This window comes from Atrimonas thermophila (assembly GCF_045864955.1).
Lineage (GTDB): Bacteria > Atribacterota > Atribacteria > Atribacterales > Thermatribacteraceae > Thermatribacter > Thermatribacter velox.
Map to the genome: position 1 here is coordinate 1,501,382 of NZ_AP028803.1, position 25,948 is coordinate 1,527,329.

Below are 25,948 nucleotides of genomic sequence, written 5' to 3' on the forward strand. Positions count from 1 at the left end.
TACTCGCCCCCTAAACTTCAACCAAAGAATTGTATATTATTTCTTAGACGCTATAGCCGTTTTCGAAAAGGTCATCCTAACGTCCTTGGCCACTTCCAAAACCACTTCGTTGTCTTTAACTTGAACTACTGTCCCGTGTATACCTCCTGCGGTTACTACCTGATCACCCTTTTTCAAGCTGTTCCACAACTCCTGCTGGCTCTTCTGTCGCTGCTGTTGAGGGCGAATGAGTAAAAAATAAAAAATGATAATGATAAAAAACAAAGGTAACAGTTGAGCAAAAATCCCAGGAGCGGCAGGTTGGGCAGCGGGTTGGGCTTCCTGGGCGAAAGCAATGGGTATCCAAAAACTCATTTCAAAATCACTCCTTTATCTTAAATTAACAAATTGTTTAGAAACCACCGTTGTAAGTGGCAAGAAAATCCTGTTTAAAATCTTGAAAATAACCACCTTCAAGGGCCTCTCGAATTTTTCTCATTAACTCTAACATAAAAAAAAGGTTATGTATAGTAGCTAACTCTGCTGCCAAGATTTCTCCAGCTTTAAAGAGATGGCGCAGATAGGCCCTCGAAAATTTTGAACAGGTATAACAAGAACAGTCCGGATCCGGTGGCTGAAAATCCCGGGCGAATTCGCTTCTGGTAATGTTTAGCTTTCCCCTTCTGGTAAGTAAGCAACCATTACGAGCATTCCTGGTCGGCAAAACACAATCAAACATATCTATACCCCGAGCAACGGCCTCCAGAATATCATCAGGAGCACCTACCCCCATCAAGTAACGGGGCTTTTCTTCTGGTAAATATGGTTCAACCACCTCGATCATCTCATACATCAGAGGTTTAGGCTCTCCAACACTCAAACCACCCAGCGCATAACCATCAAACCCCATCGCCACTATTTCACGAGCACAAAACTCCCGTAACTCTTTCTGGGTTCCCCCTTGTACGATGCCAAAAAGCTGCTGCCAGGAAGAAGAAAATGTTTCTTTGCACTTTTTTGCCCACAACAAAGTCCGTTGGGCAGCCACCTTCTCTTCTTGAACCGAAGCAGGAAATCCGACACACTGATCAAAGGCCATGATAATATCTGCACCCAGTTTTTGCTGGATTTCCATCGACAGCTCAGGCGTAATATGGTGCAGGGAGCCGTCCAGGTGCGACTTAAAAGTAACCCCTTCATCGCTCACCCCAACCAAGCTGGTTAAACTAAACACCTGATACCCACCACTATCAGTCAACAACGACTTTTTCCAAGAAATAAATTCGTGCAAACCCCCTGCTTCTGCAATCAGGTCCTCACCAGGGCGCAGGTGCAAATGATACGAGTTACAAAGGAAAATTTCCACCCCAAGTGATTCCAAGCGGTCCTGAGCAACAGCCTTAACCGTGCCCTGGGTCCCAACCGGCATAAAAACGGGCGTCTTAATTGCACCATGCGCCGTATATAGAGTCCCCAAACGAGCTTTACTGGTTGAATCCAATTTGTGCAACACAAAATTCTGCCTGGCCAAAGCTCAATCCTCACCAGAATTCATAAAATCAGCATTGCGTCACCAAAGCTGTAAAATCGATATCTCTGGGCAATGGCTTCCTGATAGGCCTTTTGCATTAATTCCTTGCCCCCAAAAGCACAAACCAGAACAAAAAGCGTAGAACAGGGTAAGTGAAAGTTGGTAATCATAGCGTTAACTACCTTGAACTGGAAACCCGGGTAAATGAACAAATCCGTTTCCTCCTGACAACCACGAATTTCACCAAATTTCAAATGAGTTGCCTCAAGAGCCCTGACCACAGTGGTACCACAGGCTATTATTCTCTGGCCTTTCTTCCTGGCCGTTTCTATTTTTAGGGCTTCTTCTGGAGCAATGGAATAGGTTTCACTATGCATTCTGTGCTCAAGGATATTTTTGCTTTTTATGGGCTTGAAAGTCCCTAAACCCACATGCAGGGTAATATACGCTATTTCTACACCTTTTGAACGAAGCGCATCAAACAGTTCAGGGGTAAAATGCAAGCCAGCTGTAGGTGCAGCCACCGAACCTGGAACACGAGCATAGACTGTTTGATAACTGGAAAGAGGAACATCGCCAGCCTTGATGTAGGGAGGTAAAGGAGTTTTGCCAAATTTCTCGAAAACTTCCTCTTCGGCAAGAGAAAAAAGAGGTTCCAACCACCAGGTTCCCTCGGCATCTCTTTTTATAACCCTAAAACCGTTTTCTCTTCTTTCATCAAGGAATAGAAGCTGTCCTTCCCTTACTCTCCGTGAAGGGTTCAAAAGTACTTTCCAAAACAAGTTCTCCTTCCCTAAAAAGAGAATCTCCACTTTACCCCCGGTTTCCTTCTTGGCATAAAAACGAGCTGGAACAACTTTGGTATCATTTATAACCAGTACGTCCCCCACACTCACATACTCAACAAGATTTTTAAAGAGGCAATGCTCAAAAACACCCTCTTTTCTCTTAACAACCATTAACCGACAAGTATCGCGAGGCTGAACTGGCTGCTGAGCAATCAATTCCTGGGGAAGTACAAAATCAAACTCTTCAAGCCTCATCAACGGAACACTGCCCTCCTGATTTCGCAACCCGGGAAATAATGCTGGAGTATCTGAAAGCAATCGTAACCCTGAAGAGCCATTCCCCTGGCACCCCACTGAGACAAACCTACTCCATGACCGTAACCACTACCTTCAAAAACGCACCATACTTCTTCGCTTACATCTTGAGTCAAGGAAATTCCAGCCACCTCAGCATCTTGCACAGAAAGATTGCTTTTTCTCAATTGTTCTCTTTCTTGAAGGTAAGCAATAATCTCGTCGAGAGTCCAATCTTTTTGGAGTAGCTCTTCAATGTCCTTTTTTCTCTGGCTTCCCCTGGAGCTTTTCGGATTTTCACGAGGCCCAACAGAGGGGATAGTTTTGCTTTGACGTTCGATGTTAACCCTGAAAAGGGTACTGGGCAATTTATCGAAACCCATTGCTTCTCTAAAGCGGTGAGCTGTAAAGGTAAAAACACCCTGAGTGGTCAGAGCTTTGACTTCTCTGGCACGTCCGTTTTCACCAAACTCGAAAGATAAATTCTGCAATTTACCCTTGATCAAACCTTTCTCGAGCAGTTTTTTCTCAATCTGGGACAGAGAAAAAGACACTTTCCATTTAGCATGAGGGGCCTCTTCTTCCCAAGGAGAAACAACGCTGACTAAATAAGGCACCTGCTTACCCCATACCGCAGAAGCTGATTCGGTCACTCCACCACTCTCTGAATGAAAGAAAACCTGAGCAGGCTTTCCTTGATAGGTAACGATAAGGCCTCTACTTTTCTCTACCAGTGAATTGGCTATCTCGCTTTCTGCATTAACACCACCATAACGCAAACAATGAGAAGAAGCACAGAAATCAAAACCTTCATCACGATGCCTGCCTAAATTAGCCAGAGCATAGGTTCTGACCACTATGATATAGGCGAGAACTGCTTCCTGAGGCCACCGAGGACTAATTTCAAGTTTAACAGTACCCTTAATGTAATCTTCCAGGCTAACCAGATTAACTACTTTTATATCAGAACCAACAGCGTAAAGCATGAAGCGCCCTCGATAAGGCCGACCATTAACCCTGGCAATGCCTCCCCGAGGTGTGACCAGTATTGAAAAAGCATGGCTGGAAGTGCCATTAATGTTGATGGTCCCATCTTTAGCAATCGAGAAATGAACCGAGTTTTTGGCCAGATTTTTTCCATCGGATAAGCTAATCTTCAACCCCTGAGAAGCCTCCAAGTGTACTTCCTGGAAGAGCCCAATGCCTACTCTAACCCAGGGTTCATCCGCAAAAGCGCAATTCAGCGCAAACAAAGTTCCCAGAACAACAAGCAATGCGAAAGTTCTCAGCAATTTCTTGTAGATCATCGGCCCTCTATCTTCTCAAGAAAAGCGTGAAAATAAGGGTAAGAAGCACACTGATAATGATACAGGTAGTCAGAGGGAAATAAAAAACAAAATTGCCCCGGTGCACCACAATATCACCAGGCAAACGGCCGAGGCGGTTTATACCCGGGATTTTGGGAAGAAGAAAGAACAACAAGCCAATAACGATAAAAATAATCCCTAAGGTCAGGAAGAACTTGGCCCAGTAAGAGATTTCCATATCCTTCGTTTCACTCCTTCCCATTTGCTAAAAATGCATCCGCAATAATTCTGTCGATAAAGACCCAGTTCTCTGGATATTTTAACACTTTCTGTAAATCCCGAGCGGAAATTCTTTTTTAGAAAAACCACCCGCTCTCTTTTCTCTACCTTTTCTCCAACCTTAAAAATGTTTTCGAGATCCTGATAGGGACTTATGGTGAGGGTTGTTGTAAAAAAAGGATATCCCTGTTCTCTCGCCCACCGCGCTGTACGACCAAGACGCATCTCGTAGCAACGAACACAGCGCTCTTCTGGTTCTTTGATCCACTCAAAAAACTCCAACGGGTTGTATGCAAAAGGTGTTTCTACTTTCAATCCCTTATACCGCGCATACTCCACAAAAGACTCATACCTTTTTACATATTCGTCAAAAGGGTGAATGTTCGGATTATAAAAAAAGAGAACAACCTCAAAGCCCTCTTTCATAAGAGCATTCGCTACATGGGTGGCACAAGGACCGCAACAGGTGTGCAGAAGAACCGTATTATCCATTTTGGTCAAACCTCTGCAGATATTGTTCTCCTTGTGAAGTAAGCACCCTACCCCGAGCTGTGCGCGCCAGAAAACCAAGTTTAATCAGGTAGGGTTCATAAAAATTTTCTAACGTCAAAACATCCTCGTTCATTGCAGTAGCCAGGCTATTTAAGCCCGTTGGACCACCTCCAAACTTCTCTTTAAGCACTCGGAGCAAATTTCTATCCGCCCAACTCAAACCCAATTCATCCACATCCAGAGCCCGAAAAACTTTTCTCACGAAGGATCCATCTATTTCTTTTTTCCGGTAGTAATCGGCAAAATCTCGTACCCTACGCAACAGGCGCTTAGCGATTCTCGGTGTGCCACGAGAACGACTGGCTATTTCAGCAACTGCTTCTTCTCGAAGATTCATTCCAAACTGGGTAGCAGTGTTTTTGATAATTTCTTGCAGTTCAGATTGACTGTAAAAATCCAGCTTTTCAGTAATGCCAAAACGATTGCGCAAGGGAGCACTTACCAGGCTAAGCCTGGTGGTTGCTCCAACCAGAGTAAAAGGTGGCAAACTAAGCCTTATGCTTCTCGTTCCAGGCCCTTTGCCCACCAGAACATCGATTGCAAAATCTTCCATGGCAGTATAAAGAACTTCTTCGCAAGGCCGAGGAAGCCGGTGTATTTCATCTATAAAGACGACATCTCCCTCGCCTATAGAAGTAAGAACCGAGGCAATATCTCCGGCACGAGAAAAGGTGGGTCCAGAAAAACAACGTATTTCCCGACCAAGCTCTTCAGCAATAATGAAAGCCAGAGTGGTTTTCCCCAAACCAGGGGGCCCATAAAACAAAACGTGATCTAAAGGCTCCTTGCGCAACAGGGAAGCACTTATGAACACCTTTAGATTTCGCTTCAGTCTTTCCTGCCCCACAAACTCATCAAGCGAGCGAGGCCTGAGGGCAAAATCATCTCTTTCTCTTTTTAAAATCTCTTTAAGAAAGCGTCCACCTGCAATTTCTGACATTATCCCTGACCACCCAAAAACCGGAGAGCTTCTTTCACCAGTTCTTCAGTAGTAAGACCGCCACCAGTTTTTACAAGTAGCTGGTCCAAAACCTCTTTAACTTCGCCGGAAGAATAACCAAGAGCTGCCAGGGCTTCTCGAGCTTCCAGATAAGAAGGAAGCATACTACTGCTCCCTTCTCCAAGGCAAAGCCCTGCCTCAACAAAACGAGGTTTTAATTCCAGAATAAGCCTACTTACCGTCGTGGAAGCCAAATTAGTTCTTGCTTCAAGTTCAGAGCGATTTTCTTCAAGAACCAACCTTACTAAGTCTTTCCAACATACCCTGGAAAGCAGTTTAAAGGCCTTGCGATGGTTGATACCTCGAAGAGTACAGAGTAAATCGAAACAAAGTCGTTCTTTTCTATCTAAAAACCCATAAAAAATAAAAACGCCGTTTTCCTTCATAAAGGAACGAATGTAAAGAAGGACCTCTGCACCTGTTTGCAAAGAAGCCGAAAAAGGAGTAATGTTAATCTCCAGAGCAAAACACCCTACTTCGACAATCCAACTCAAGGGATTGCGCTCCACCAGTTTTCCTCTTATGTATTCAAACATTGCTACTCCCTAACAGTAACCTAAAACCATGACATACACACAAAGCCAGGGCATCAGCAGCATCATCAGGAGTTATCTCTTCGCTAATGCCCAAAATTTGACGAACCATATAGATGACCTGCTGCTTGGAAGCTCTGCCATAACCAACCACTGCTTGTTTAACCTCAAGAGGTGTGTATTCAAAGACAGGAACACCAATCAAAGCTGCACAGAGAAGCACAACACCTCGCGCTTCACCAACTGAGAGAGCAGTCTTCACGTTGCGATTAAAAAAAAGTTCTTCCACAACCATTTGGTGCGGAGAAAAAACCTGGATAAAGTGGTTTACTGCTTCAAATATCTCCCGCAAACGCAAAGCAGCAGAAAGGCTCTTGCTGGTAGTAATTACATCATAAAAAAGGAGCTTAAAACTTTTGGTTTTGATTTCAAAAGCGACCACCCCAACTCCTGTGGTCGCAGTACCAGGATCAACGCCTAAAAAAATCAACTCATCGGGAAACATTAATTCACTTGACTTAGTCCTTTAAAGATTCGAGAACTTCATCAGCGATATCAAAGTTGGCGTAAACTTCCTGCACATCGTCATGATCTTCAAGAGCTTCAATAAGATTTAACAACTGCTGCGCTTGCTTGCCTTCCAGCGAAACGGTAGTTTTTGGAATCATGGTAATTTGGGCAACGACGTATTCCAGACCAGTCTGGTCAAAAGCTTCCTTAACCTTTTCAAAATCATCTGGAGCAGTCAGCACATCCAGGGTGGTTTCCGTAGTCCTGACATCTTCTGCTCCAGCCTCGATGGCAACCGTCATTACTTCATCTTCATCAACCTTACCTTTTTCAAAACTTAACAAGCCTTTCCTTTCAAAGATCCAGGATACACAACCCGTTTCGCCAAGACTACCACCGTGTTTGCTAAATATGTGACGTATTTCCGCCGTGGTGCGATTGCGGTTATCAGTCGTAGCTTCAACCATAACCGCAACGCCACCAGGACCATAGCCTTCATAGGTCACTTCTTCGTAAGAAACCCCTTCCAGTTCACCCGTGCCCTTTTTGATTGCTCGCTCGATATTTTCCTGAGGCATGTTCATTTCCCGTGCCTTCTGAATAACCAGCCTCAAGCGCGGGTTATTCTCGGGATTTCCTCCTCCCTGACGAGCCGCAACGGTAATGAGTCGAATAAGCTTGCTGAAAGCCTTGCCCTTAGCAAGATCGGTTTTAGCTTTTTTATGTTTAATTTGTGCCCACTTTGAATGTCCAGACATGCTTCCGACACCCCTTAATCAGAATTCGCTGGTTTATTGTAGCACATTTTTTGTAAACACTGAAAGCCAATTCATGGGGACAAATACTTACTCAATGTAACGGAATTCCCAAGCTTTCTACCCATCTCCACTTCTATTCAAGATACAAAAAAAGACCTGAGATTTCCTCTCAGGTCTTTCCTGGCTTTTTAATCCCGGCAGCGTCCTACTTTCCCACCCCGTTGCCAGGGCAGTATCATCGGCGCTGGAGGGCTTAGCTTCCGGGTTCGGAATGGGACCGGGCGTTTCCCCTCCGCCATGGCCACCGGGAAATCTGGTGTTTTTGCATCTATCAATAAGGCTCTGTAATACTTCCCGTTTTCTCAATGAAGCCTTTGCGGTCAAGCCCTCGACCGATTAGTACCCCTCGGCTCAAGGTGTTACCACCCTTACACCTGGGGCCTATCAACCGGGTCATCTTCCCGGGGTCTTACCTGGTTAACCCAGTGGGATACCTTATCTTGGGGTGGGCTTCGCGCTTAGATGCTTTCAGCGCTTATCCCATCCGGACACGGCTACCCAGCACTGCCCCTGGCAGGACAACTGGAACACCGGAGGTCCGTCCATCCCGGTCCTCTCGTACTAGGGACAGCTCCCCTCAAGTATCCTGCGCCCGCGACAGATAGGGACCGAACTGTCTCACGACGTTCTAAACCCAGCTCGCGTACCGCTTTAATGGGCGAACAGCCCAACCCTTGGGACCTGCTCCAGCCCCAGGATGCGACGAGCCGACATCGAGGTGCCGATCCTCCCCGTCGATATGGACTCTTGGGGGAGACCAGCCTGTTATCCCCGGAGTACCTTTTATCCGATGAGCGATGGCCCTTCCACACGGAACCACCGGATCACTAGGCCCGACTTTCGTCTCTGCTCGAGGTGTCCCTCTCGCAGTCAGGCTCCCTTATGCCCTTACACTCATAGCACGATTTCCAAACGTGCCGAGGGAACCTTAGGGCGCCTCCGTTACCTTTTAGGAGGCGACCGCCCCAGTCAAACTGCCCGCCTGACACTGTCCCTCGCAAGGATGCACTTGCGCAGGTTAGAATCTGGATATATCAAGGGTGGTATCTCAAGGGCGGCTCCATGAGGGCTGGCGCCCCCACTTCTCAGCCTCCCACCTATCCTGCACAGGACATACCCGGATTCAATGTCAGGTTGCAGTAAAGGTTCACGGGGTCTTTCCGTCTTGTCGCGGGTAGCAAGCATCTGCACTTGCATTGAAACTTCGCCGAGCCCCCCGTTGAGACAGCGCTCCAGTCGTTACGCCATTCATGCGGGTCGGAACTTACCCGACAAGGAATTTCGCTACCTTAGGACCGTTATAGTTACGGCCGCCGTTTGCTGGGGCTTCAGTTTGGAGCTTCGCCTGGAAGAAATTCCAGGCTAACCCCTCCCCTTAACCTTCCAGCACTGGGCAGGCGTCAGACCCTATACATCGCCTTACGGCTTAGCAGAGTCCTGTGTTTTTAGTAAACAGTCGCCAGAGCCACTTTCCTGCGACCCTCTCGAGCTCGGAGAGCAAGTCTCCTCACCCTAACAGGGCACCCCTTCTCCCGAAGTTACGGGGCTAAATTGCCGAGTTCCTTAACGGGGGATCACTCGCGCGCCTTAGAATACTCATCCTGCCTACCTGTGTCGGTTTGCGGTACGGATACCTCTTTCCTGGCTAGGGGCTTTTCTTGGCAGCATGGGATCAACCAGTTCGCTCCCGTAGGAGCTCCCCATCACCTCTCGGCGTTTACGAGGGCAGGGATTTGCCTCCGCCCTCCGCCTACCGGCTTGGACAGCCTATTCCTCCAGGCTGATGGCCTACCCTTCTGCGTCCCCCCATCGCTCATAGCGGAAAGAGGTAGCGCCGGAATATCAACCGGCTGCCCATCACCTACGCCTTGCGGCCTCGGCTTAGGATCCGGCTAACCCTGAGAGGACGAACCTTGCTCAGGAAACCTTAGGCTTACGGCGAGAGGGATTCTCACCCTCTTTATCGCTACTCATGCCGGCATTCTCACTTGGGGTACCTCCACGAGTCCTCACGGTCTCGCTTCAACGGCCTACCCAACGCTCCCCTACCAACCAGAGAAGCCATAGCTCCTCTGATTCCGCAGCTTCGGCAGCAGGCTTGAGCCCCGAGAATTTTTCGGCGCAGCGCCGCTAGACCAGTAAGCTGTTACGCACTTTTTAAAGGATGGCTGCTTCTAAGCCAACCTCCTGGCTGTCTCAGCAGCACCACTTCCTTTACCACTTAGCCTGCATTTAGGGGCCTTAGCTGGCGGTCTGGGCTGTTCCCCTCTCGACCACGAAGCTTATCCCCCGCGGTCTGACTCCCCGGCTTTGAGGAGAGGTATTCGGAGTTTGGTTGGGTTTGGTAGGCGGGTAAGCCCCCTAGCCCATCCAGTGCTCTACCCCCTCTCCTGACCACCGGAGGCTAGCCCTAAAGCTATTTCGGGGAGAACCAGCTATCTCCAGGTTTGATTGGCCTTTCACCCCTACCCACAGCTCATCCGAGCAGTTTTCAACCTACACCGGTTCGGGCCTCCACGAGGTTTTATCCTCGCTTCACCCTGGCCATGGGTAGATCACCTGGCTTCGGGTCTACGGCAACTGACTCAGCGCCCTGTTCGGACTCGGTTTCCCTGCGGCTCCGCACCAGAGGTGCTTAACCTATGCCAGTTACCGTAACTCGCCGGCTCATTCTCCAAAAGGCACGCAGTCAGGCTGGAAGAAACTAAGTTTCTTCCATAGCCCTTCCACGTATTGTAGGCACATGGTTTCAGGTTCTATTTCACTCCCCTCCCGGGGTTCTTTTCACCTTTCCCTCACGGTACTGGTTCACTATCGGTCGCCAGGGAGTATTTAGCCTTAGGAGGTGGTCCTCCCAGATTCCCACGGAATTCCTCGTGGACCGTGGTACTTGGGAACATAAGGCAGAGAGAAAGGTCTCTTTTCGCCTACGGGGCTATCACCCTCTATGGCGAGGCATTCCAGTCCTCTTCGGCTAAGAGCCTTTTTGGTAACTCTCCGGCCACGCCCTGGCTTGGCCCCCTTACGTCCCGCTACCCTCAGAGGGCAACGCCCAGGGGCTTTGACACCCTCTGAGTTTGGGCTGTTCCCCGTTCGCTCGCCGCTACTTGGGGAATCGCATTTTGCTTTCTTTTCCTCGGGGTACTGAGATGTTTCAGTTCCCCCGGTTCGCCTCCTCTCCTCAAGAGAGGATACTGGAGGTTTGCTCCAGTGGGTTGCCCCATTCGGGAATCCCCGGATCAACGCTTGCTTACAGCTACCCGGGGCTTATCGCAGTTAGCCACGCCCTTCATCGCCTCCTGGCGCCAAGGCATCCACCACGTGCCCTTTCTTAACTTGACCGCAAACCTTTGCGCTTCTACGCAAGAAGAAGTATTACAGAGCCTTATTTACTTTTCAAGGTGCGAATGGATCGCTCTCCTGGTGGAGATGACGGGACTTGAACCCGCGCCCTCCTCGTTGCGAACGAGGCGCTCTCCCGGCTGAGCTACATCCCCTAAAATCTTTCAACATGGTGGGCCTATCTGGATTTGAACCAGAGACCTCACGCTTATCAGGCGTGCGCTCTAACCAACTGAGCTATAGGCCCGAGAAGAAAATATTCCGCCTACTTCCCCTTTATGCTCCTTAGAAAGGAGGTGATCCAGCCGCAGGTTCCCCTACGGCTACCTTGTTACGACTTCACCCCAATCATCAACCCCACCTTAGGCGCCTGCCTCCCCTTGCGGGGTTAGCCCAGCGACTTCAGGTGGAATTGACTTTCGTGGTGTGACGGGCGGTGTGTACAAGGCCCGGGAACGTATTCACCGCGCCGTGGCTGATGCGCGATTACTAGCGATTCCGCGTTCATGCAGGCGAGTTGCAGCCTGCAATCCCAACTGGGGCCGGTTTTTTGGGATTAGCTCCCCCTCGCAGGTTCGCAACCCTTTGTACCGGCCATTGTAGCACGTGTGTAGCCCAGGGCATAAAGGCCATGAGGATTTGACGTCATCCCCACCTTCCTCCGGCTTGTCGCCGGCAGTCCCCTTAGAGTGCCCGGCTTACCCGGTAGCAACTAAGGGCAAGGGTTGCGCTCGTTGCGGGACTTAACCCAACATCTCACGACACGAGCTGACGACAACCATGCAGCACCTGTGCTGGCTCCTCCACCGAAGTGGAGGTCGTTACCCTTTCGGGCTCCTACCACCAGCATGTCAAGCCCTGGTAAGGTTCCTCGCGTTGCATCGAATTAAACCACATGCTCCACCGCTTGTGCGGGCCCCCGTCAATTCCTTTGAGTTTCAACCTTGCGGCCGTACTCCCCAGGCGGGGTACTTAATGCGTTAGCTTCGGCACGGAAGGGGTCGAACCTCCCACACCTAGTACCCATCGTTTACGGCCAGGACTACCCGGGTATCTAATCCGGTTTGCTCCCCTGGCTTTCGCTCCTCAGCGTCAGGGACAGGCCAGAGAGCCGCCTTCGCCACTGGTGTTCCTCCCGATATCTACGCATTTCACCGCTACACCGGGAATTCCACTCTCCTCTCCTGCCCTCAAGCTTCCCAGTTTCCCACGACCCTCCCCAGTTGAGCCGGGGGCTTTCACGTGAGACTTGAGAAGCCGCCTACGAGCTCTTTACGCCCAGTAAATCCGGACAACGCTCGCTCCTTACGTATTACCGCGGCTGCTGGCACGTAATTAGCCGGAACTTTCTCCTGGGGTACCGTCAGCACAGGAAGCTATTCACCTCCTGTGTTTTCTTCCCCCAGAACAGGGGTTTACGACCCGAAGGCCTTCGTCCCCCACGCGGCGTCGCTGGGTCAGGCTTGCGCCCATTGCCCAAGATTCCTCACTGCTGCCTCCCGTAGGAGTCTGGGCCGTGTCTCAGTCCCAGTGTGGCCGGACACCCTCTCAGGCCGGCTACCCGTCGTCGCCTTGGTAGGCCATTACCCCACCAACTAGCTGATGGGCCGCGAGCCCCTCTCCAGGCGCCAGCTTGCAGAGCAGAGGCCAGCTTTCCTCAATACCCCTGCGGGTACTGAGTGTATGGGGTATTAGCCACCCTTTCGAGTGGTTATCCCCCTCCTGAAGGCAGGTTACTCACGTGTTACTCACCCGTTCGCCACTCAGCCTTTCCTCCTTTCATAAGAAAGGAAGAAAGCTGCGTACGACTTGCATGTGTTAGGCGCGCCGCCAGCGTTCGTCCTGAGCCAGGATCAAACCCTCCATGACAAATCTATACCTTCTCCTCGCAAAGGAGGAGAAGAGATTCTCACTGAGAGAGTTTAACCTTGGCTGATTGGTTTCTCATACTCAAGGAAGTAGGCGGAATATTTACTTTTCAAGGTGCGCTTCACTTTTTGCCCCTGAAGGGCAAGAGATAATTTAACACAGGAGTTGGAGGTTGTCAACACGAAAAACCTAAATTTGTTAAAAATTATTGCAGTTAATGCTCTTCAACCCAGAGGGGAAAGGGTGCAAGTCCTTCCCTGAGAACTAATCCCTGATAAGGATTAAAAGCTTCATAACCAACTTCTACCAGATAAAGTCCCTGCGGAGGCATGCAGAATCGGTGATAAACCCTCGAAGGTTTATTAAGCATCTCCTGCAAAGCGGCTAAGCTTTTTTCGCCTGTTCCTACTCTCCAAATTTCACCTACCATAATCCTGACCATTTTATAAAGAAAACCATCTCCTACCACGTCAAAACGAAGCAGGCCTTTGCTTTTTTCTTCTACCTTGAAGGAAAAAATGGTTCGCCAACAAAAATAGTCATCACCGCCAGCCGCCGAAAAAGAAGTGAAATCATGATAGCCAACCAGTAAGTTCGCTGCTTCCTGTAACAGTGCTAAATCAAAAACCCTCTTTCTCACACAAAAAACAAAGTCATTCCAAAAGGGAGGAACGCTGTGCACCAAAGCAAGGAGATACACATAGTGCTTATACTTAACTCCGCGGCGGGGGTGGAAATCTTGAGGAGCTTCCAGCAAATTACGAATTCTTATTTCTTGGGGCAAACAAGCGTTAAGAGCCCTTTTAAGAACACTAAGCGATAATTGTGATGACACAGAAAAAGCCACAACCTGGCCTACAGCATGCACACCTGCATCCGTGCGGCTTGAGGCTTCAATTGTAACCCTATCGCCAGTAATTCTGGAAAGCGTTCTTTCCAGAATTTCCTGAAACGTGGAACCCGTGTTCTTCTGGCGTTGCCAGCCGTTATAACCCGTACCTTTATATTCAACTACACAAACTACTCTACGCATAGCCAAAACAGCTTTACCAAAAATAAGAACCCGCCGTAACCACAGTAAAAAGACTCAATGAAGTAACCAAAAACAAATAATCGTAGAAGACCATTTTCAAAACTCGCAAGCGCGTTCTGCCCTCTCCCCCCCTATAACAGCGAGACTCCATAGCAATAGCCAGCTCATCAGCTCTTTTAAAAGAATTGATAAACAAAGGCACCAGAAGAGGTATAAGGTTTTTAGCGCGCTGTATAAAATTACCCGATTCAAAATCCATACCTCGTGCTTTCTGAGCCTTCATAATGCGATCTGCTTCTTCAAGTAAAGTTGGAATGAAGCGCATGGCAATAGTCATCATCATGGCCAGTTCATGAGCCGGGAACCCCCACCGCTTAAAAGGAGAAAGGAGATATTCTATCCCATCCGTCAACTCTACTGGAGAAGTAGTCAAAGTCAAAAGAGAAGTAATCATGATAAGCAAACATAATCTCACCACAATAAAAATACCCCTCTGTAATCCTGTCATGGATATATGAATAAAACCATGCTCATAAACATACTCACCAGGAGTGAAGAAAACATGTAATATCAGGGTCAGCACCAGTAAAAATAAGATGGGCCTCAAACTGCGAAGTAAATACCCGAAGGGAACACGTGCCAGCACAACCAAAAAACTAACCATCACACCGATTAGCAAAAAAGCAAGCCAACCTTTGATTAAAAAGAGTTCAACAATGGCCACACCTGCAAAGATGATTTTTGTCCGTGGGTCAAGCCGATGTAGAGGAGAATCAACCGGTATGTACTGTCCCACTACCAAGCTTTTACCAAACATTTCTTTTCTCCAAAACTTCTTTTAAAATAGCCTCAGCAAGCTCCTGAGGAGTTAACAGAGAAGGCTCAATATTGAAACCTCTCTCCCGAAGCATAAAGGCTGTTTGAACAGTTATTGGTGGTTTGATGCCGTATTGTTCGAGGGAAAACTGAGTAAACACCTCGCGAGGAGCACCATCAATTACTATCTGTCCATCATGCATGACCAGGATGCGTTCACAAACAATGACTAAATCTTCCATACTATGGGAAACCAAAACCAAGGTTAACCCTTCTTTCTCGCGAAGCTCCTTCAGCTTCAAAAGAATACTTTTCTTCCCCTGGGGGTCCAGACCAGCAGTGGGTTCATCCAGAACCAAAACTTCAGGACGCATTGACAATATACTGGCAATTGCTACTCTGCGCATTTGACCTCCACTTAGCTCAAACGGAGTGCGATCTTTTACCTCTTCGTAATCAAGCCCTACCATAGCAATAGCCCAACGGACAGTTTCTTCAAGAGCCTCTCCAGTAACACCCATATTCCTGGGACCAAAAGCCACCTCTTTAAAAACGGTTTCTTCGAACATTTGATGCTCAGGATACTGAAAAACCAGACCCACTTTTTTCCGGATTTCTTTAAGATTCACTCCCCTGGTTTTGGTATTGGTACCATCAACCCAAACTTCGCCCTGTTGGGGCAACAAAAGAGCGTTAAAATGCTGCACCAGAGTAGACTTGCCACATCCCGTTCTACCCACTATACCTATGCTTTCACCCCGGTTAATAACCAGATTAATGTCTCGAAGTACTCTGGTTTCAAAAGGCGTATCCGGAAAATAAGTAAAATAGACGTGCTCTAAACGAATGAACATAGTTCATCTACCAGTTCTTCTTTTTTAAGTGGAATTTTTTTAAAGAGTCGAGGCACTTTCTGCTTTATAAGCAACGCAGTTTCAGTAATCTGGGGGGCTTCCAAACCCCACTTCCTGAGATTTGCAATTTGGGCAAAAACTTCACGCGGGGTCCCCGAAGCAACAATGGTACCCTCATCCATAACCAAAACTCTGTCCGCTTCTACGGCTTCTTCCACATAATGAGTGATGTGAAAAATTGTGAACGAATGTTTGAGTTTTAAAAGCAAATTTAAAAGATCCTCTCTGGCTTCGGGATCCAGCATAGAAGTAGCCTCGTCAAGCACCAAATATCGGGGAGACATCGCCAGAACACCTGCAATTGCCACTTTTTGCTTCTGTCCGCCAGAAAGAAGATGAGGCTCTCTTTTCTTAAAATCCGACATGCCAACCATCTCTAAGGCTTCATCCACTCTTTTGCGTATTTCATGAGGCGGTAAACCCAGGTTTTCTGGCCCAAAAGCAACGTCTTCTTCAACCGTAGTAGCAATAAGCTGGTTGTCAGGATTCTGAAAGACCAGACCTACTTTTTGTCTGACTTCCCAAATAAGCTCTGTATCTTTAGTATTAATCCCTTCCACCAAAACATCTCCACGCTTGGGAATCAAGAGACCGTTGCAGTGTCTGGCAAGAGTCGATTTTCCAGAACCATTCCTCCCCAGAAGCACTACAAATTCTCCATCCTTGATGGTCAGGTTCACATCCTTCAAAACTTCTCGAACGTTGTCAAAAACCTGGTCTTCTTCAGCGTACCAGAAACTTACTTCGCGAAACTCTATCATGGCTACTGTCCATAAAAAAAGGCCAGCTCCTGCTGGCCTTCAAAGATGTGATACGCAAGGCTCTATTCACTGATGATCTCCACGACAGCCAGAGGAGCACCGTCTCCTCTTCGAAAGCCAGCCTTGATAACCCGGCAATAACCACCTTTCCTATCTCTCATTCTGGGAACAATACTCCGCATAAGCAGTTTAAAGGCTTCTTTGTCTCGAACCCAGGATACTACCTGTCTCATGGAAGCATTGTCACCCTTGATAGCCAGAGAAACTACTCGTTCAAAATACCTCTTTAAAACTTTGCCTTTCCTTTCGGTAGTTTCGATTTTCCCAGACTTAATCAGAGAAACAATCATATTCGCCAGCATACTTTCTTTATGCGAGGTGGTTCTGCCAAGTTTTTCAGTTCTTTTCCTATGCCTCATTCTCCAACACCTCTTTTCTCAGTGTTGCCCGAAGAAAGAAACCGCTGCTGTACTTTCTCAAGGATTTCCTCATAAGTTTTCTGGCCCAAGTTCTTAATCTTTTTCAAATCTTCAGGTCGATTGCGAACAACATCCAAGAGTTCTCTCAGAGTATTTATCTTGGCCCTCTTGAGACAATTAATGGCTCGAACTGACAAATCAAGGTCTTCAATCGGAATTTCTTCTTCAACCTCTTCTGAAGTTTCCTCAGGAGTATCTGCTTTGACTCCCGTCTCGCCAATTCTCTCTCTCAAAAGTTCTAAAAGGTAAGCAAAATTATCTCTCAAAAGCTCGAGAGCTTTTTCCATAGCTTCCTGGGGAGTAATGGCTCCATTGGTCCAAACTTCCACCACCAATTTGTCGTAGTTAGTAAACTGCCCAACTCGTGTGTCCAATACCTGATAGTTTACTTTTCTTACTGGTGTAAAAATAGAATCGACCGGGATAATATCCAGTTCTCGGTATCTGGTCTCGTCTGCTTCCTGGTACCCCTTACCACGAGCAACATAAATCCTGGCTGCCAGATGACCCTCTTCGTTAATTTCAGCGATGTAATGATCAGGATTAATTATTTCCACATTACTATTTTTTTGTATATCAGCACCAGTAACCACTTTTACGCGGCCCGGTTCACCCTTAACATCAAGGTATAGAATCTCCTGGTCAGAATGGCTCTTCAGCACTAAACCTTTGAGATTCAAAACAATGTCTGAAACGTCTTCCCGTACCCCAGGAAGAACAGAGAATTCGTGCATAACTCCTTCTATCTGCACAGCCGTTACTGCGCTTCCCTCTATGGAAGAGAGAAGAACTCTGCGTAAAGCATTACCAATGGTGATACCCCACCCAGCCTCAAGGGGTTCAATTAAAAATTTACCATACAAATTGGGAGGCCGGATGTCTTCTCTAACTTCCACAATTTCACACTTCATTAGCTCCTTCAAGTCATACATTTACCAACACCTCAAAACTATTTGGAATAAAACTCTACTATCAACTGCTCTTGCACGGGGTATTCGATATCTTCCCTATTTGGTTCTCGTAAAATGGTGGCCTTAAGGTTGGCCATATCCACGTCCATCCATTGAGGAGGAGTAATGCCCATTTCTCTATCGAGTGCAGATTTTATTCTCTCGTTGTTTCTTCCTCTTGGAGAAACTTCCACCACATCACCTTTTTCCACCAAGTAAGAAGGTATATTAACTTTTCTGCCGTTAACCAAAAAGTGGCCATGCAAAACCATTTGCCGAGCTTCGGAACGAGAACTGGCTAAACCCATTCTAAACACTACATTATCAAGCCTTCTCTCCAGCAAACTCAGAAGATTTTCACCGGTTACTCCCGGCATCTTGGAAGCCCTGGCAAAATAGCCCTTGAACTGGGTTTCAGAAATCCCATAAATGAAACGCACTTTTTGCTTTTCCCTTAACTGAACTCCATAACCAGAAAGTCTTCTCCGAGCACCTTTGTGGACACCAGGAGGGAATGGTCTTTTTTCAAAGGCACATTTGTCGGTATAACAACGTTCTCCCTTCAGAAAAAGCTTCATACCCTGCCTTCTGCACAGCCTGCACTTGGAACCTGTATATCGAGACATGTTTATCAAAACCTCCTACTACACTCTTCTTTGTTTGGGAGGTCGGCATCCATTGTGAGGAATAGGCGTCACGTCCTTAATGGAATTGATTACCAACCCCGCCGCTTGCAAAGCACGTATAGCAGTTTCACGGCCAGACCCCGGACCCTTAACGAGCACCTCAACCTCTCGCAGACCTTGATCCATAGCTTTTCGAGCTGCCTGCTCAGCAGCTAACTGTGCTGCAAAAGGAGTACCCTTTTTAGTCCCCTTAAACCCTACGGTACCGGCGCTGGCCCAAGCAATAACATTGCCCTCTTTATCGCTTATCGAAATAATTGTATTATTGAAGGTTGACTTTATATGGGCAATACCTTCCCTGATTAACCTTTTTTCTTTCTTTTTTCTCCGAGGTCTACGAGCCAATTTCAAACAACCTCCCTTATAGTTTACTTACCGCGCTTTACTCCCACTGTTCTACGAGGACCCTTTCTGGTTCGGGCGTTGGTTCTTGTTCTCTGTCCCCTAACAGGCATCCCACGACGATGCCGCAGTCCCCTATAGCACCCAATAGCCATAAGCCGTTTAATGTTCTGAGAAATCTGAGCTCTAAGTTCACCTTCAACAGGATACTTCTCAACTTCCTTTTGGATCCTACTAACCTCCTCATCGGTAAGGTCTTTGACCTTGATCTCAGGACTTACCCCCGCGTCATTTAGGATCTTTTTTGACAAACTCTTACCTATTCCAAATATGTAAGTCAAAGCTATATCAATTCTCTTATTAGCTGGTAAATCAACCCCTGCTATTCGGGCCATTTTCGCTGTACCTCCTAACCTTGACGCTGCTTATGCCTTGGATTAGAACACACCACCAGGACTCTGTTTTTTCGCCTGATTACTTTACACTTCTCACACCTTGGCTTTACAGATGAACGAACCTTCATTTTAATACCTCCCAACATCAATTGCAAGTTTTATCAAGCTAATTTACTTATTTATGACGATATACTATCCTTCCCCTTGTGGGGTCGTACTTGGAAATTTGTACAGTAACTTTATCCCCGGGAAGGATGCGAATATAATGCATGCGCATTTTCCCAGAAATATGGGCCAGAATCTTCCTACCGTTTTCAAGTTCCACCCGAAACATTGCATTCGGTAAAGGCTCAACAACCGTACCAACTACTTCAATGACATCGTCTTTGGACTTAGCCATTATCTCGCTTCATCCCCTCTCTTTATCACCGTCAAAACCTCCGGACCGTCTTTGGTTACCATAATTGTATGTTCGAAATGGGCCGATAAACCTCCGTCAAGAGTAACCACTGTCCATCCATCCTCAAGAACCCTCACTTTATAATCCTTCTCGTTAACCATGGGTTCAATGGCCAAAACCATACCTTCTTCGATAACCGGCCCTTCCTTTCTTTTGCCAAAATTAGGTATTTGGGGTTCCTCATGTAAAGCAGTACCCACACCGTGACCTACAAAATCACGAACCACCGAAAAGCCTGCTTTTTCGACCGTTTTTTGAATACTCCAGGAAATATCTCCAATCCTTTTGCCAGGCAGCGCATTGCTTATCCCCGCAAAAAGAGCCTTGCGGGCTATCTCAACTAATCTTAAAGCTCGTGGGTTACTGTTTCCCACCACAACACTAAACGCTGCATCCGTATAAAACCCTTCATATACCACTCCGATATCTATACTCACCAAATCTCCTTTTTCAATCACTCTTTCTCCGGGTATGCCATGCACAACCTGGTCGTTAATGGAAACACATATTGAGGCTGGGTATCCTCTATAACCCTTGAAAGCGGGCTGGGCTCCCCGTTCCCTAATGAGGTTCTCTGCCACTTCATCGAGAAAACGGGTTTTTATGCCTGGAGCAATCAAAGTACGAAGCTTTTCTATTACCGAAGCCAGTATTTGCCCACTTCTTTTTATCTTCTTAACATCTTCAGGCGAAGTTATCCTACTCATCTATTGTTTTTGTCTGATTTCCTCTAATAAGGATTTAACACTCTGGTAAACGGCCTCTATTCCGCCTCTGGAAACCACTTCTTTTAAAATCCCCTTAGAGCGGTAAAAATCAATCAAGGGTTGCGTTTGTTCCTCGTAAGTTTTAAGACGCTGAGCAATTACTTCTTCTTTGTCGTCTGGACGCTGAATCAGCCTTCCTCCACACACGTCACATACCTGGTCACGCTTGGGAGGCTTGGAAATCAAATTGTAAGGCGTCTGACACTTCTCACAGATTCTACGTGCAGAAAGTCTCCTAATAACTTCCTGGGGATCCACATTAAAGTATATAACAATGTCCAATGGAGAGCTGGCTTTTTCCAGGATTTTATCAAGTGCCTTTGCCTGAGCAAGAGTGCGTGGAAATCCGTCAAGTATAAAACCTCGTTTCACTTCATCTTGAAGTAACTTTTCCTCCATAATGCCAATTACTACTTCATCGGGAACCAAAAGGCCCGCCTTAACATACTCTTCTGCCTTTTTCCCCCAATCCGTTTGGTTTTTAATGGCCTCTCTTATAATATCTCCAGTAGCAATATGAACAAGACCAAAATCTCTCTCCACCATTTTTGCCTGTGTTCCTTTACCTGCCCCAGGAGGGCCCAAAAAGACAATTCTCATTCAAATTCCTCCTCTGCTTCTTCAGGATTTGCGGATAAAACCTTCATAGTGGCGCATAAGAAGTTGTGCTTCAAGTTGACGAACAGTTTCAATAGCCACACCAACCATTATCAAAATTGCTGTTCCCCCAAAATAAAAAGTAGTAATATTGGTAACCCTGACCAGAATGTTAGGGATTATGGCGATAAAAGCCAGGAAAATAGCTCCCCATAAGGTAATTCGGGAAAGACAACGGTCCAGATATTCTACAGTAGACCTTCCTGGCCGTATTCCCGGGATAAACCCACCATACTTTTTCATGTTGTCCGCAAGTTCAGCCGGGTTGAAAGTAACCGCGGTATAAAAATAAGTGAAGAAAATTATCAAAGCAGCGTAAAGAGAGAGATAGAGAGCAGAATTGGGAGAAAGCATATCGGCAACGGACTTCATAAAGCTTGAACCCTGGAAAAACTGGGCAATGGTAGCTGGAAAAAGGAGGATAGATGAAGCAAAAATGATGGGAATGACTCCTCCCTGGATTACTCGAATGGGTATATGAGTGCTCTGGCCGCCATAAACCCTTCTTCCTACCACTCTCTTGGCATACTGTACCGGGATGCGTCGTTGTGCTTCCTGAAACTCGACCACCATTGCAATAATCAAAATCCAGACAATAAGGTTAATTGCAAATAAAAAGGGATTGATTTCCCCAACTCTAATCATGGAAGTAGTACGAACTATTTGAGGTGCTATACGAGCCACGATACCACCAAAGATGATGAGAGAAACTCCATTTCCCACACCAAAATCAGAAATCATGTCGCCAAGCCACATCAAAAAAATACTCCCTGCAGTAAGGGTCAATATTATGGTTGCCCGATAACCCCATCCAACAGCAGGTAAGACCCCTAGGTTTTCCATCCAAACAGTTATACCAAAACCTTGAATCATGGCCAGCAAAATGGTTCCCCAGCGAGTATACTGGGTTATCTTATCTCTTCCCTCTTCACCGCTTTTGGCCAATTCTTCCAGTTTGGGAACAACTGCTGTCAAAAGCTGCATAATAATTGAAGAATTGATATAGGGCATGATTCCCAAAGCGAGAATGGAAAAATTACTCAGGGCACCACCGGCGAACATGTCCAAAAAGCCAAGCAATCCTCCCTGCGAAAAAACGTTGGCTAAGGCTTTTGGATCAATGCCGGGCACGGGGATATGAGCACCTATTCTAAAAACAACCAGCATGAGCAATGTAAAAACGACCTTCCTTTTCAGGTCGGGTATCTTGAATAGCTTGACCAGAGAATCCCACATTTTCAAAGCACCTCGGCCTTTCCGCCATTCTCTTCTATAAGGGCCTTTGCTTTTTCTGAAAAAGCGTGGGCTTTAACTACCAGATTTGGCGGGCAGTTTCCTTTGGCGAGTATCTTTATTTTGCTCTCTTTGGACTCGATAAGACCAGCTTCATAAAGAACCTCAGGAGTTATTTCCCTAACATCTTTAAGCCGAGAAAGGGCGGCAAGATTAACAATTTCCCATTCTTCGCACCCCAGAGAACGGAAACCGCGCTTGGGGATACGGCGTACCAAGGGCATTTGACCACCTTCGAAACGAGGATGAATCTGTCCACCAGAACGAGCTTTTTGACCTTTCATGCCTCTGCAGGCGGTTTTACCATGACCAGAACCTATGCCCCTACCAACTCTCTTTGGTCTATGAAAAGCACCCTCTGACGGTTTCAAATCCACCAATTTCATAGCAGCTCTTCTCCTTTCACTCAACATTTTCTACTTTCAAAAGATAATCTACCTTTTGAATCATGCCTCTTAAAGAAGGATTGTCTTCCTTAACTACTGTCTGGTTAAGACGCCTAAGACCCAAGGCCTTAAGAGTTCTTTTGTGAGACTCCGGTCTGCCAATGGGACTTTTCAACAGGGTGATCTTTAACTTGTTTCCCATATCCTCTCCTCCTCAGCGTACAAAAAACTCTTTAACGCTTTTCCCTCTTAGTTTCGCAACTTCCCGCGGGTCCTTAAGGTTGCAAAGACCATTCATAGTAGCTCGAGCTACATTAATAGGGTTGTTGCTACCTAGAGATTTAGTTAAAACGTCTTTCACGCCAGCAACCTCAAGAATAGCTCGTACCGCACCACCCGCAATGACTCCGGTACCAGGTGCGGCTGGCTTCAAAACCACCATGCTAGCCCCAAACTCTCCAAGCACTTCGTGAGTTATGGTAGATCCTCGCATTGGAAACTTTATTAAGGATTTCTTGGCCTTTTCTATAGCTTTGCGCACCGCATCGGGTACTTCCTTAGCCTTACCAATCCCAATTCCCGCTACGCCTTCTCCATTACCAACGGCAACCAAAGCCCGAAAACCAAATCTTTTACCACCTTTCACCACTTTGCTGACTCGGTTAACCGCGATTAACTTTTCAGTTAACTCCAGCCCTTCAGGCTTAACTCTTCTGCCTGCTATGTCCATAGCACTTACCTCCTGTAATCTTCCACTCAAAATTGAAGCCCAGCTTCTCTTGCTCCATCAGCCAGAGCCTTTACTCTTCCATGATACTTGTAACCACCACGGTCAAATACTACCTTATTAATGCCAGCATCCAAAGCCTTTTTGCCAATAAGCAGGCCAACTTCTCTCGCCATTTGAGTTTTGGTTCCCTTGAAACCTCTGATTTCTGGAGAAAGGCTCGAAGCAGCAACCAGCGTTCTTCCTTCGTCATCGTTAATAATTTGAGCATATATGTGTCTCAAGCTTCTAAAAACACAAAGCCGGGGTCGCTCCGCAGTGCCATATACTTTTTTTCTAACCCTACGATGTCTGCGCAATCTTTTCTCTTTGCGTTCTTCAACACGCATGCTCTTCTTCCTCCTCTATTTCGCCATAGCTTTACCTTGCTTGCGCCGAATGACTTCACCCACGTACTTTATACCAGTACCTTTGTACGGTTCAGGTTTTCTGAGCTTCCTTATGTCAGCAGCGACCTGCCCTACCTTTTCCTTATCAATTCCCTTAACTTTTATAATTTGCTGGCCTTCAACCTCGAAAGAAATCCCCTCTGGTGGTTCTATCTCTACAGGATGGGAAAACCCAAGGCTCAAAACCAGGGTGTCACCCTTCTTCTGGGCACGATAACCCAAACCACTGAGCTCCAGGGATTTTTCAAAACCTTTAGATACACCCTCAACCATGTTGGCTATCAAAGTACGTGTCAAGCCAAACAGCGACTTATCGAGCTTGCTATCCCCCTGAGGAACTACGACCACCACATTATCTCTTTTCTCTATACGCATTCTGGGGTGAAATTCCTTCTCAAGAACCCCCTTTGGGCCCCTAACTCTCACGAGGTTTCCTTCTATTTCAACCTCAACTCCCTGGGGTATGTTTATTGGTTTCTTACCAATACGAGACATGCTCCAATCCTCCCTCACCAAATATAACAGATAACTTCTCCTCCAACTCCAAGTCTCCTTGCCTCTTTGCCAGTTAATACACCCTTGGAAGTGGAAACCACTACAGTACCCATCCCACCAAGCAAAATGGGAATCTCATCCTTTCCAACGTAAACTCTTAAACCAGGCTTACTGATTCTTCGTAAACCATTGATTACCCGTTCCCGATTAGGGCCATACTTCAAAAAAATAATCAAATCTCTCTTAGGACCATCGGAATCAGTTACTTTGTAATCCTCAATGTAACCCTCCTGCTTCATAATTCGCGCAATTTCTATTTTAAGCTTTGAAGCAGGAATAGACACGCTTCCCTTACGAGCCTTTAGAGCATTCCTAATTCTCGTCAACATATCAGCAATAGGGTCTGTATGCGCCATAGTACTCCCCTTCCTACCAACTGGATTTCGTAACACCAGGTATTTCTCCTCTACCAGCAAGGGTTCTGAAACAAATTCGGCATATTCCAAAATCTCTCAAATAACCCCGAGGACGACCACACAAGCTACAACGGTTACGATAGCGAACCTTGAATTTATAACCTCTCTTATTTCTCTCTATCTTTGCCTTACGAGCCATTGCTCATCCTCCCTTACGATTTGCGAAAAGGTAAGCCAAGCAACTCGAGTAAAGCCCTGGCTTCTTCATCGTTTTTTGCAGTGGTAACAAACGATATATTCATACCCCTTACTCGCTCCACTTTATCGTAGCTTATTTCGGGAAAAATTAGCTGCTCTTCAATGCCTATGGTGCAATTACCTCTCCCGTCAAAACAACTATCCGGAAAACCCCGAAAATCTCTGATACGTGCAATCGCAATGTTGAAAAAGCGATCCAGGAACTCGTACATCCTATCTCCTCTTAAGGTCACTTTGCAACCAATGGCCATCCCTTTCCGCAACTTAAAATTCGATATAGATTTTCTTGCTCGAGTAACAAGTGGTTTTTGCCCGGTAATAAGGGACAATTCCTCTATTGCCAAATCAAGATACCGGGAGTTTTGCGTTGCATCGCCAACACCCATATTGATAACCACTTTCTCAAGTTTAGGAACCTGCATCGGATTTTTATATCCAAAACGTTTCAATAGTGCAGGAACCACTTCATTTTTATATTTTTCCTTAACAACCGACACGGTAGCTCCTCCTCAAACTATACTTTGTCAATAATTTCTCCGCACTTTTTGCATATTCTGACTCTGAAATCGGAACCAGAAACACGTTCTCTCCTGATGCGTGTGAGTTGATTACATCTGCTACAAACCAGACGCAGATTGGAAATCCGCAAGGGATTTTCTTTTTCGATAATCCCTCCCTGTGGATTATCCTGGGTAGGACGGGTGTGCTTTTTGACCATATTCACACCTTCCACAATTGCTTTACCATCTTGAGGAAAAATACTTAAAATTTTTCCTCTTTTGCCTTTATCCTTGCCTCTAATGACTTCAACAAGGTCACCCTTTTTCAAAGGCACTTTTACCTGGTTCATGCTATACACCTC

At 46.6% G+C, this 25,948-nt stretch carries 33 protein-coding genes, 2 tRNA genes and 3 rRNA genes; all 38 read right to left on the reverse strand.

All coding sequences use genetic code 11. From position 1 onward, the window contains the following. Positions 1 to 36 precede the first annotated feature (36 nt). The 38 genes from yajC to rplX all read right to left on the reverse strand — a co-directional run bounded on the left by yajC (position 37) and on the right by rplX (position 25,936). Positions 37 to 354 carry a preprotein translocase subunit YajC gene (yajC, locus tag ACKTT1_RS07935; RefSeq protein WP_369018903.1) on the reverse strand — a complete coding sequence of 106 codons (318 nt, stop codon included), beginning with the start codon at positions 352 to 354 and terminating at the stop codon, positions 37 to 39. 37 nt (positions 355 to 391) lie between these two features. Beyond that, positions 392 to 1,510: a tRNA guanosine(34) transglycosylase Tgt gene (gene tgt / locus ACKTT1_RS07940; protein WP_412709217.1), complete on the reverse strand. Its 1,119-nt coding sequence runs from the start codon at positions 1,508 to 1,510 to the stop codon at positions 392 to 394. A 20-nt stretch (positions 1,511 to 1,530) separates the two neighbouring features. Further along, a complete protein-coding gene (gene queA, locus ACKTT1_RS07945; RefSeq protein WP_412709218.1) occupies positions 1,531 to 2,553 on the reverse strand; it encodes a tRNA preQ1(34) S-adenosylmethionine ribosyltransferase-isomerase QueA in 1,023 nt (340 codons plus the stop codon). After that, positions 2,553 to 3,899 (reverse strand): SpoIID/LytB domain-containing protein, encoded by a 1,347-nt coding sequence (locus tag ACKTT1_RS07950; protein ID WP_412709219.1) that lies wholly within the window; start codon positions 3,897 to 3,899, stop codon positions 2,553 to 2,555. Before ACKTT1_RS07950 ends, queA begins: the two co-directional genes overlap by 1 nt. Before the next feature lie 7 nt (positions 3,900 to 3,906). Further along, positions 3,907 to 4,137 (reverse strand): DUF2905 domain-containing protein, encoded by a 231-nt coding sequence (locus ACKTT1_RS07955; RefSeq protein WP_369018899.1) that lies wholly within the window; start codon positions 4,135 to 4,137, stop codon positions 3,907 to 3,909. Beyond that, complete coding sequence (locus ACKTT1_RS07960; protein ID WP_412709220.1) at positions 4,104 to 4,670, reverse strand: epoxyqueuosine reductase QueH; 567 nt, start codon at positions 4,668 to 4,670, stop codon at positions 4,104 to 4,106. The genes ACKTT1_RS07955 and ACKTT1_RS07960 overlap by 34 nt, the downstream gene beginning before the upstream one ends. Next, positions 4,663 to 5,670: a Holliday junction branch migration DNA helicase RuvB gene (gene ruvB, locus ACKTT1_RS07965; RefSeq protein WP_369018897.1), complete on the reverse strand. Its 1,008-nt coding sequence runs from the start codon at positions 5,668 to 5,670 to the stop codon at positions 4,663 to 4,665. The genes ACKTT1_RS07960 and ruvB overlap by 8 nt, the downstream gene beginning before the upstream one ends. Continuing rightward, positions 5,670 to 6,266: a Holliday junction branch migration protein RuvA gene (gene ruvA, locus ACKTT1_RS07970; RefSeq protein ID WP_369018896.1), complete on the reverse strand. Its 597-nt coding sequence runs from the start codon at positions 6,264 to 6,266 to the stop codon at positions 5,670 to 5,672. The genes ruvB and ruvA overlap by 1 nt, the downstream gene beginning before the upstream one ends. Next, positions 6,259 to 6,753 carry a crossover junction endodeoxyribonuclease RuvC gene (gene ruvC, locus ACKTT1_RS07975; RefSeq protein WP_412710574.1) on the reverse strand — a complete coding sequence of 165 codons (495 nt, stop codon included), beginning with the start codon at positions 6,751 to 6,753 and terminating at the stop codon, positions 6,259 to 6,261. The genes ruvA and ruvC overlap by 8 nt, the downstream gene beginning before the upstream one ends. Positions 6,754 to 6,781: 28 nt before the next feature. After that, entirely contained in the window at positions 6,782 to 7,531 is a 750-nt protein-coding gene (locus ACKTT1_RS07980; RefSeq protein ID WP_369018894.1) for a YebC/PmpR family DNA-binding transcriptional regulator, read from the reverse strand. A 192-nt stretch (positions 7,532 to 7,723) separates the two neighbouring features. Next, a 5S ribosomal RNA gene (rrf, locus tag ACKTT1_RS07985) occupies positions 7,724 to 7,840 on the reverse strand. Between the two features lie 67 nt (positions 7,841 to 7,907). After that, positions 7,908 to 10,933 (reverse strand): 23S ribosomal RNA (locus ACKTT1_RS07990). A gap of 79 nt (positions 10,934 to 11,012) precedes the next feature. Next, positions 11,013 to 11,088, reverse strand: a tRNA-Ala gene (locus ACKTT1_RS07995). Positions 11,089 to 11,103: 15 nt separating this feature from the next. After that, positions 11,104 to 11,180 (reverse strand) — tRNA-Ile (locus ACKTT1_RS08000). 42 nt (positions 11,181 to 11,222) lie between these two features. After that, positions 11,223 to 12,802: ribosomal RNA gene (locus ACKTT1_RS08005) — 16S ribosomal RNA — on the reverse strand. The 16S, 23S and 5S rRNA genes sit together here with 2 tRNA genes alongside, the layout of an rRNA operon. A gap of 214 nt (positions 12,803 to 13,016) precedes the next feature. Continuing rightward, positions 13,017 to 13,835: a tRNA pseudouridine(38-40) synthase TruA gene (truA, locus tag ACKTT1_RS08010; protein WP_369018893.1), complete on the reverse strand. Its 819-nt coding sequence runs from the start codon at positions 13,833 to 13,835 to the stop codon at positions 13,017 to 13,019. 13 nt (positions 13,836 to 13,848) lie between these two features. Then, complete coding sequence (locus ACKTT1_RS08015; protein ID WP_369018892.1) at positions 13,849 to 14,652, reverse strand: energy-coupling factor transporter transmembrane component T family protein; 804 nt, start codon at positions 14,650 to 14,652, stop codon at positions 13,849 to 13,851. Continuing rightward, positions 14,642 to 15,505, reverse strand: coding sequence for an energy-coupling factor transporter ATPase (locus tag ACKTT1_RS08020; RefSeq protein WP_369018891.1), 864 nt, complete (start codon positions 15,503 to 15,505; stop codon positions 14,642 to 14,644). Before ACKTT1_RS08020 ends, ACKTT1_RS08015 begins: the two co-directional genes overlap by 11 nt. Beyond that, on the reverse strand, positions 15,490 to 16,326 hold the full coding sequence (locus ACKTT1_RS08025; RefSeq protein WP_369018890.1) for an energy-coupling factor transporter ATPase: 837 nt from the start codon (positions 16,324 to 16,326) through the stop codon (positions 15,490 to 15,492). Before ACKTT1_RS08025 ends, ACKTT1_RS08020 begins: the two co-directional genes overlap by 16 nt. 62 nt (positions 16,327 to 16,388) lie before the next feature. Further along, a complete protein-coding gene (gene rplQ / locus ACKTT1_RS08030) occupies positions 16,389 to 16,745 on the reverse strand; it encodes a 50S ribosomal protein L17 (RefSeq protein ID WP_369018889.1) in 357 nt (118 codons plus the stop codon). Continuing rightward, entirely contained in the window at positions 16,742 to 17,737 is a 996-nt protein-coding gene (locus tag ACKTT1_RS08035) for a DNA-directed RNA polymerase subunit alpha (protein ID WP_369018888.1), read from the reverse strand. Before ACKTT1_RS08035 ends, rplQ begins: the two co-directional genes overlap by 4 nt. Positions 17,738 to 17,754: 17 nt before the next feature. Then, the gene (gene rpsD / locus ACKTT1_RS08040; RefSeq protein WP_369018887.1) at positions 17,755 to 18,381 is read right to left on the reverse strand and encodes a 30S ribosomal protein S4; all 627 of its coding nucleotides are present in this window, start codon (positions 18,379 to 18,381) and stop codon (positions 17,755 to 17,757) included. 18 nt (positions 18,382 to 18,399) lie between these two features. Beyond that, complete coding sequence (gene rpsK / locus ACKTT1_RS08045; RefSeq protein WP_369018886.1) at positions 18,400 to 18,786, reverse strand: 30S ribosomal protein S11; 387 nt, start codon at positions 18,784 to 18,786, stop codon at positions 18,400 to 18,402. 23 nt (positions 18,787 to 18,809) lie between these two features. Further along, positions 18,810 to 19,178, reverse strand: a complete 369-nt coding sequence (gene rpsM / locus ACKTT1_RS08050; protein WP_369018885.1) for a 30S ribosomal protein S13 — start codon at positions 19,176 to 19,178, stop codon at positions 18,810 to 18,812. A gap of 14 nt (positions 19,179 to 19,192) precedes the next feature. Continuing rightward, positions 19,193 to 19,306, reverse strand: coding sequence for a 50S ribosomal protein L36 (gene rpmJ / locus ACKTT1_RS08055; RefSeq protein ID WP_369018884.1), 114 nt, complete (start codon positions 19,304 to 19,306; stop codon positions 19,193 to 19,195). Positions 19,307 to 19,353: 47 nt separating this feature from the next. Continuing rightward, a complete protein-coding gene (gene infA, locus ACKTT1_RS08060; RefSeq protein WP_369018883.1) occupies positions 19,354 to 19,578 on the reverse strand; it encodes a translation initiation factor IF-1 in 225 nt (74 codons plus the stop codon). Next, complete coding sequence (gene map, locus ACKTT1_RS08065) at positions 19,578 to 20,345, reverse strand: type I methionyl aminopeptidase (protein WP_369018882.1); 768 nt, start codon at positions 20,343 to 20,345, stop codon at positions 19,578 to 19,580. The genes infA and map overlap by 1 nt, the downstream gene beginning before the upstream one ends. Beyond that, positions 20,346 to 21,005, reverse strand: coding sequence for an adenylate kinase (locus ACKTT1_RS08070; protein WP_369018881.1), 660 nt, complete (start codon positions 21,003 to 21,005; stop codon positions 20,346 to 20,348). Between the two features lie 21 nt (positions 21,006 to 21,026). Then, positions 21,027 to 22,298 (reverse strand): preprotein translocase subunit SecY, encoded by a 1,272-nt coding sequence (gene secY / locus ACKTT1_RS08075; protein WP_369018880.1) that lies wholly within the window; start codon positions 22,296 to 22,298, stop codon positions 21,027 to 21,029. Positions 22,299 to 22,300: 2 nt separating this feature from the next. After that, a complete protein-coding gene (rplO, locus tag ACKTT1_RS08080) occupies positions 22,301 to 22,741 on the reverse strand; it encodes a 50S ribosomal protein L15 (RefSeq protein ID WP_369018879.1) in 441 nt (146 codons plus the stop codon). Between the two features lie 16 nt (positions 22,742 to 22,757). Further along, a complete protein-coding gene (gene rpmD, locus ACKTT1_RS08085; RefSeq protein ID WP_369018878.1) occupies positions 22,758 to 22,943 on the reverse strand; it encodes a 50S ribosomal protein L30 in 186 nt (61 codons plus the stop codon). Between the two features lie 12 nt (positions 22,944 to 22,955). Further along, the gene (gene rpsE, locus ACKTT1_RS08090) at positions 22,956 to 23,471 is read right to left on the reverse strand and encodes a 30S ribosomal protein S5 (protein WP_369018877.1); all 516 of its coding nucleotides are present in this window, start codon (positions 23,469 to 23,471) and stop codon (positions 22,956 to 22,958) included. Positions 23,472 to 23,497: 26 nt separating this feature from the next. Further along, on the reverse strand, positions 23,498 to 23,857 hold the full coding sequence (gene rplR, locus ACKTT1_RS08095; protein ID WP_369018876.1) for a 50S ribosomal protein L18: 360 nt from the start codon (positions 23,855 to 23,857) through the stop codon (positions 23,498 to 23,500). 15 nt (positions 23,858 to 23,872) lie between these two features. Next, positions 23,873 to 24,412 (reverse strand): 50S ribosomal protein L6, encoded by a 540-nt coding sequence (gene rplF / locus ACKTT1_RS08100; RefSeq protein WP_369018875.1) that lies wholly within the window; start codon positions 24,410 to 24,412, stop codon positions 23,873 to 23,875. Positions 24,413 to 24,426: 14 nt separating this feature from the next. Next, positions 24,427 to 24,828, reverse strand: a complete 402-nt coding sequence (gene rpsH, locus ACKTT1_RS08105) for a 30S ribosomal protein S8 (protein WP_369019380.1) — start codon at positions 24,826 to 24,828, stop codon at positions 24,427 to 24,429. Positions 24,829 to 24,841: 13 nt separating this feature from the next. Next, positions 24,842 to 25,027: a type Z 30S ribosomal protein S14 gene (locus ACKTT1_RS08110; RefSeq protein ID WP_369018874.1), complete on the reverse strand. Its 186-nt coding sequence runs from the start codon at positions 25,025 to 25,027 to the stop codon at positions 24,842 to 24,844. A gap of 13 nt (positions 25,028 to 25,040) precedes the next feature. Beyond that, entirely contained in the window at positions 25,041 to 25,583 is a 543-nt protein-coding gene (gene rplE / locus ACKTT1_RS08115; protein WP_369018873.1) for a 50S ribosomal protein L5, read from the reverse strand. A 17-nt stretch (positions 25,584 to 25,600) separates the two neighbouring features. Further along, complete coding sequence (rplX, locus tag ACKTT1_RS08120) at positions 25,601 to 25,936, reverse strand: 50S ribosomal protein L24 (RefSeq protein ID WP_369018872.1); 336 nt, start codon at positions 25,934 to 25,936, stop codon at positions 25,601 to 25,603. Positions 25,937 to 25,948: the final 12 nt, after the last annotated feature.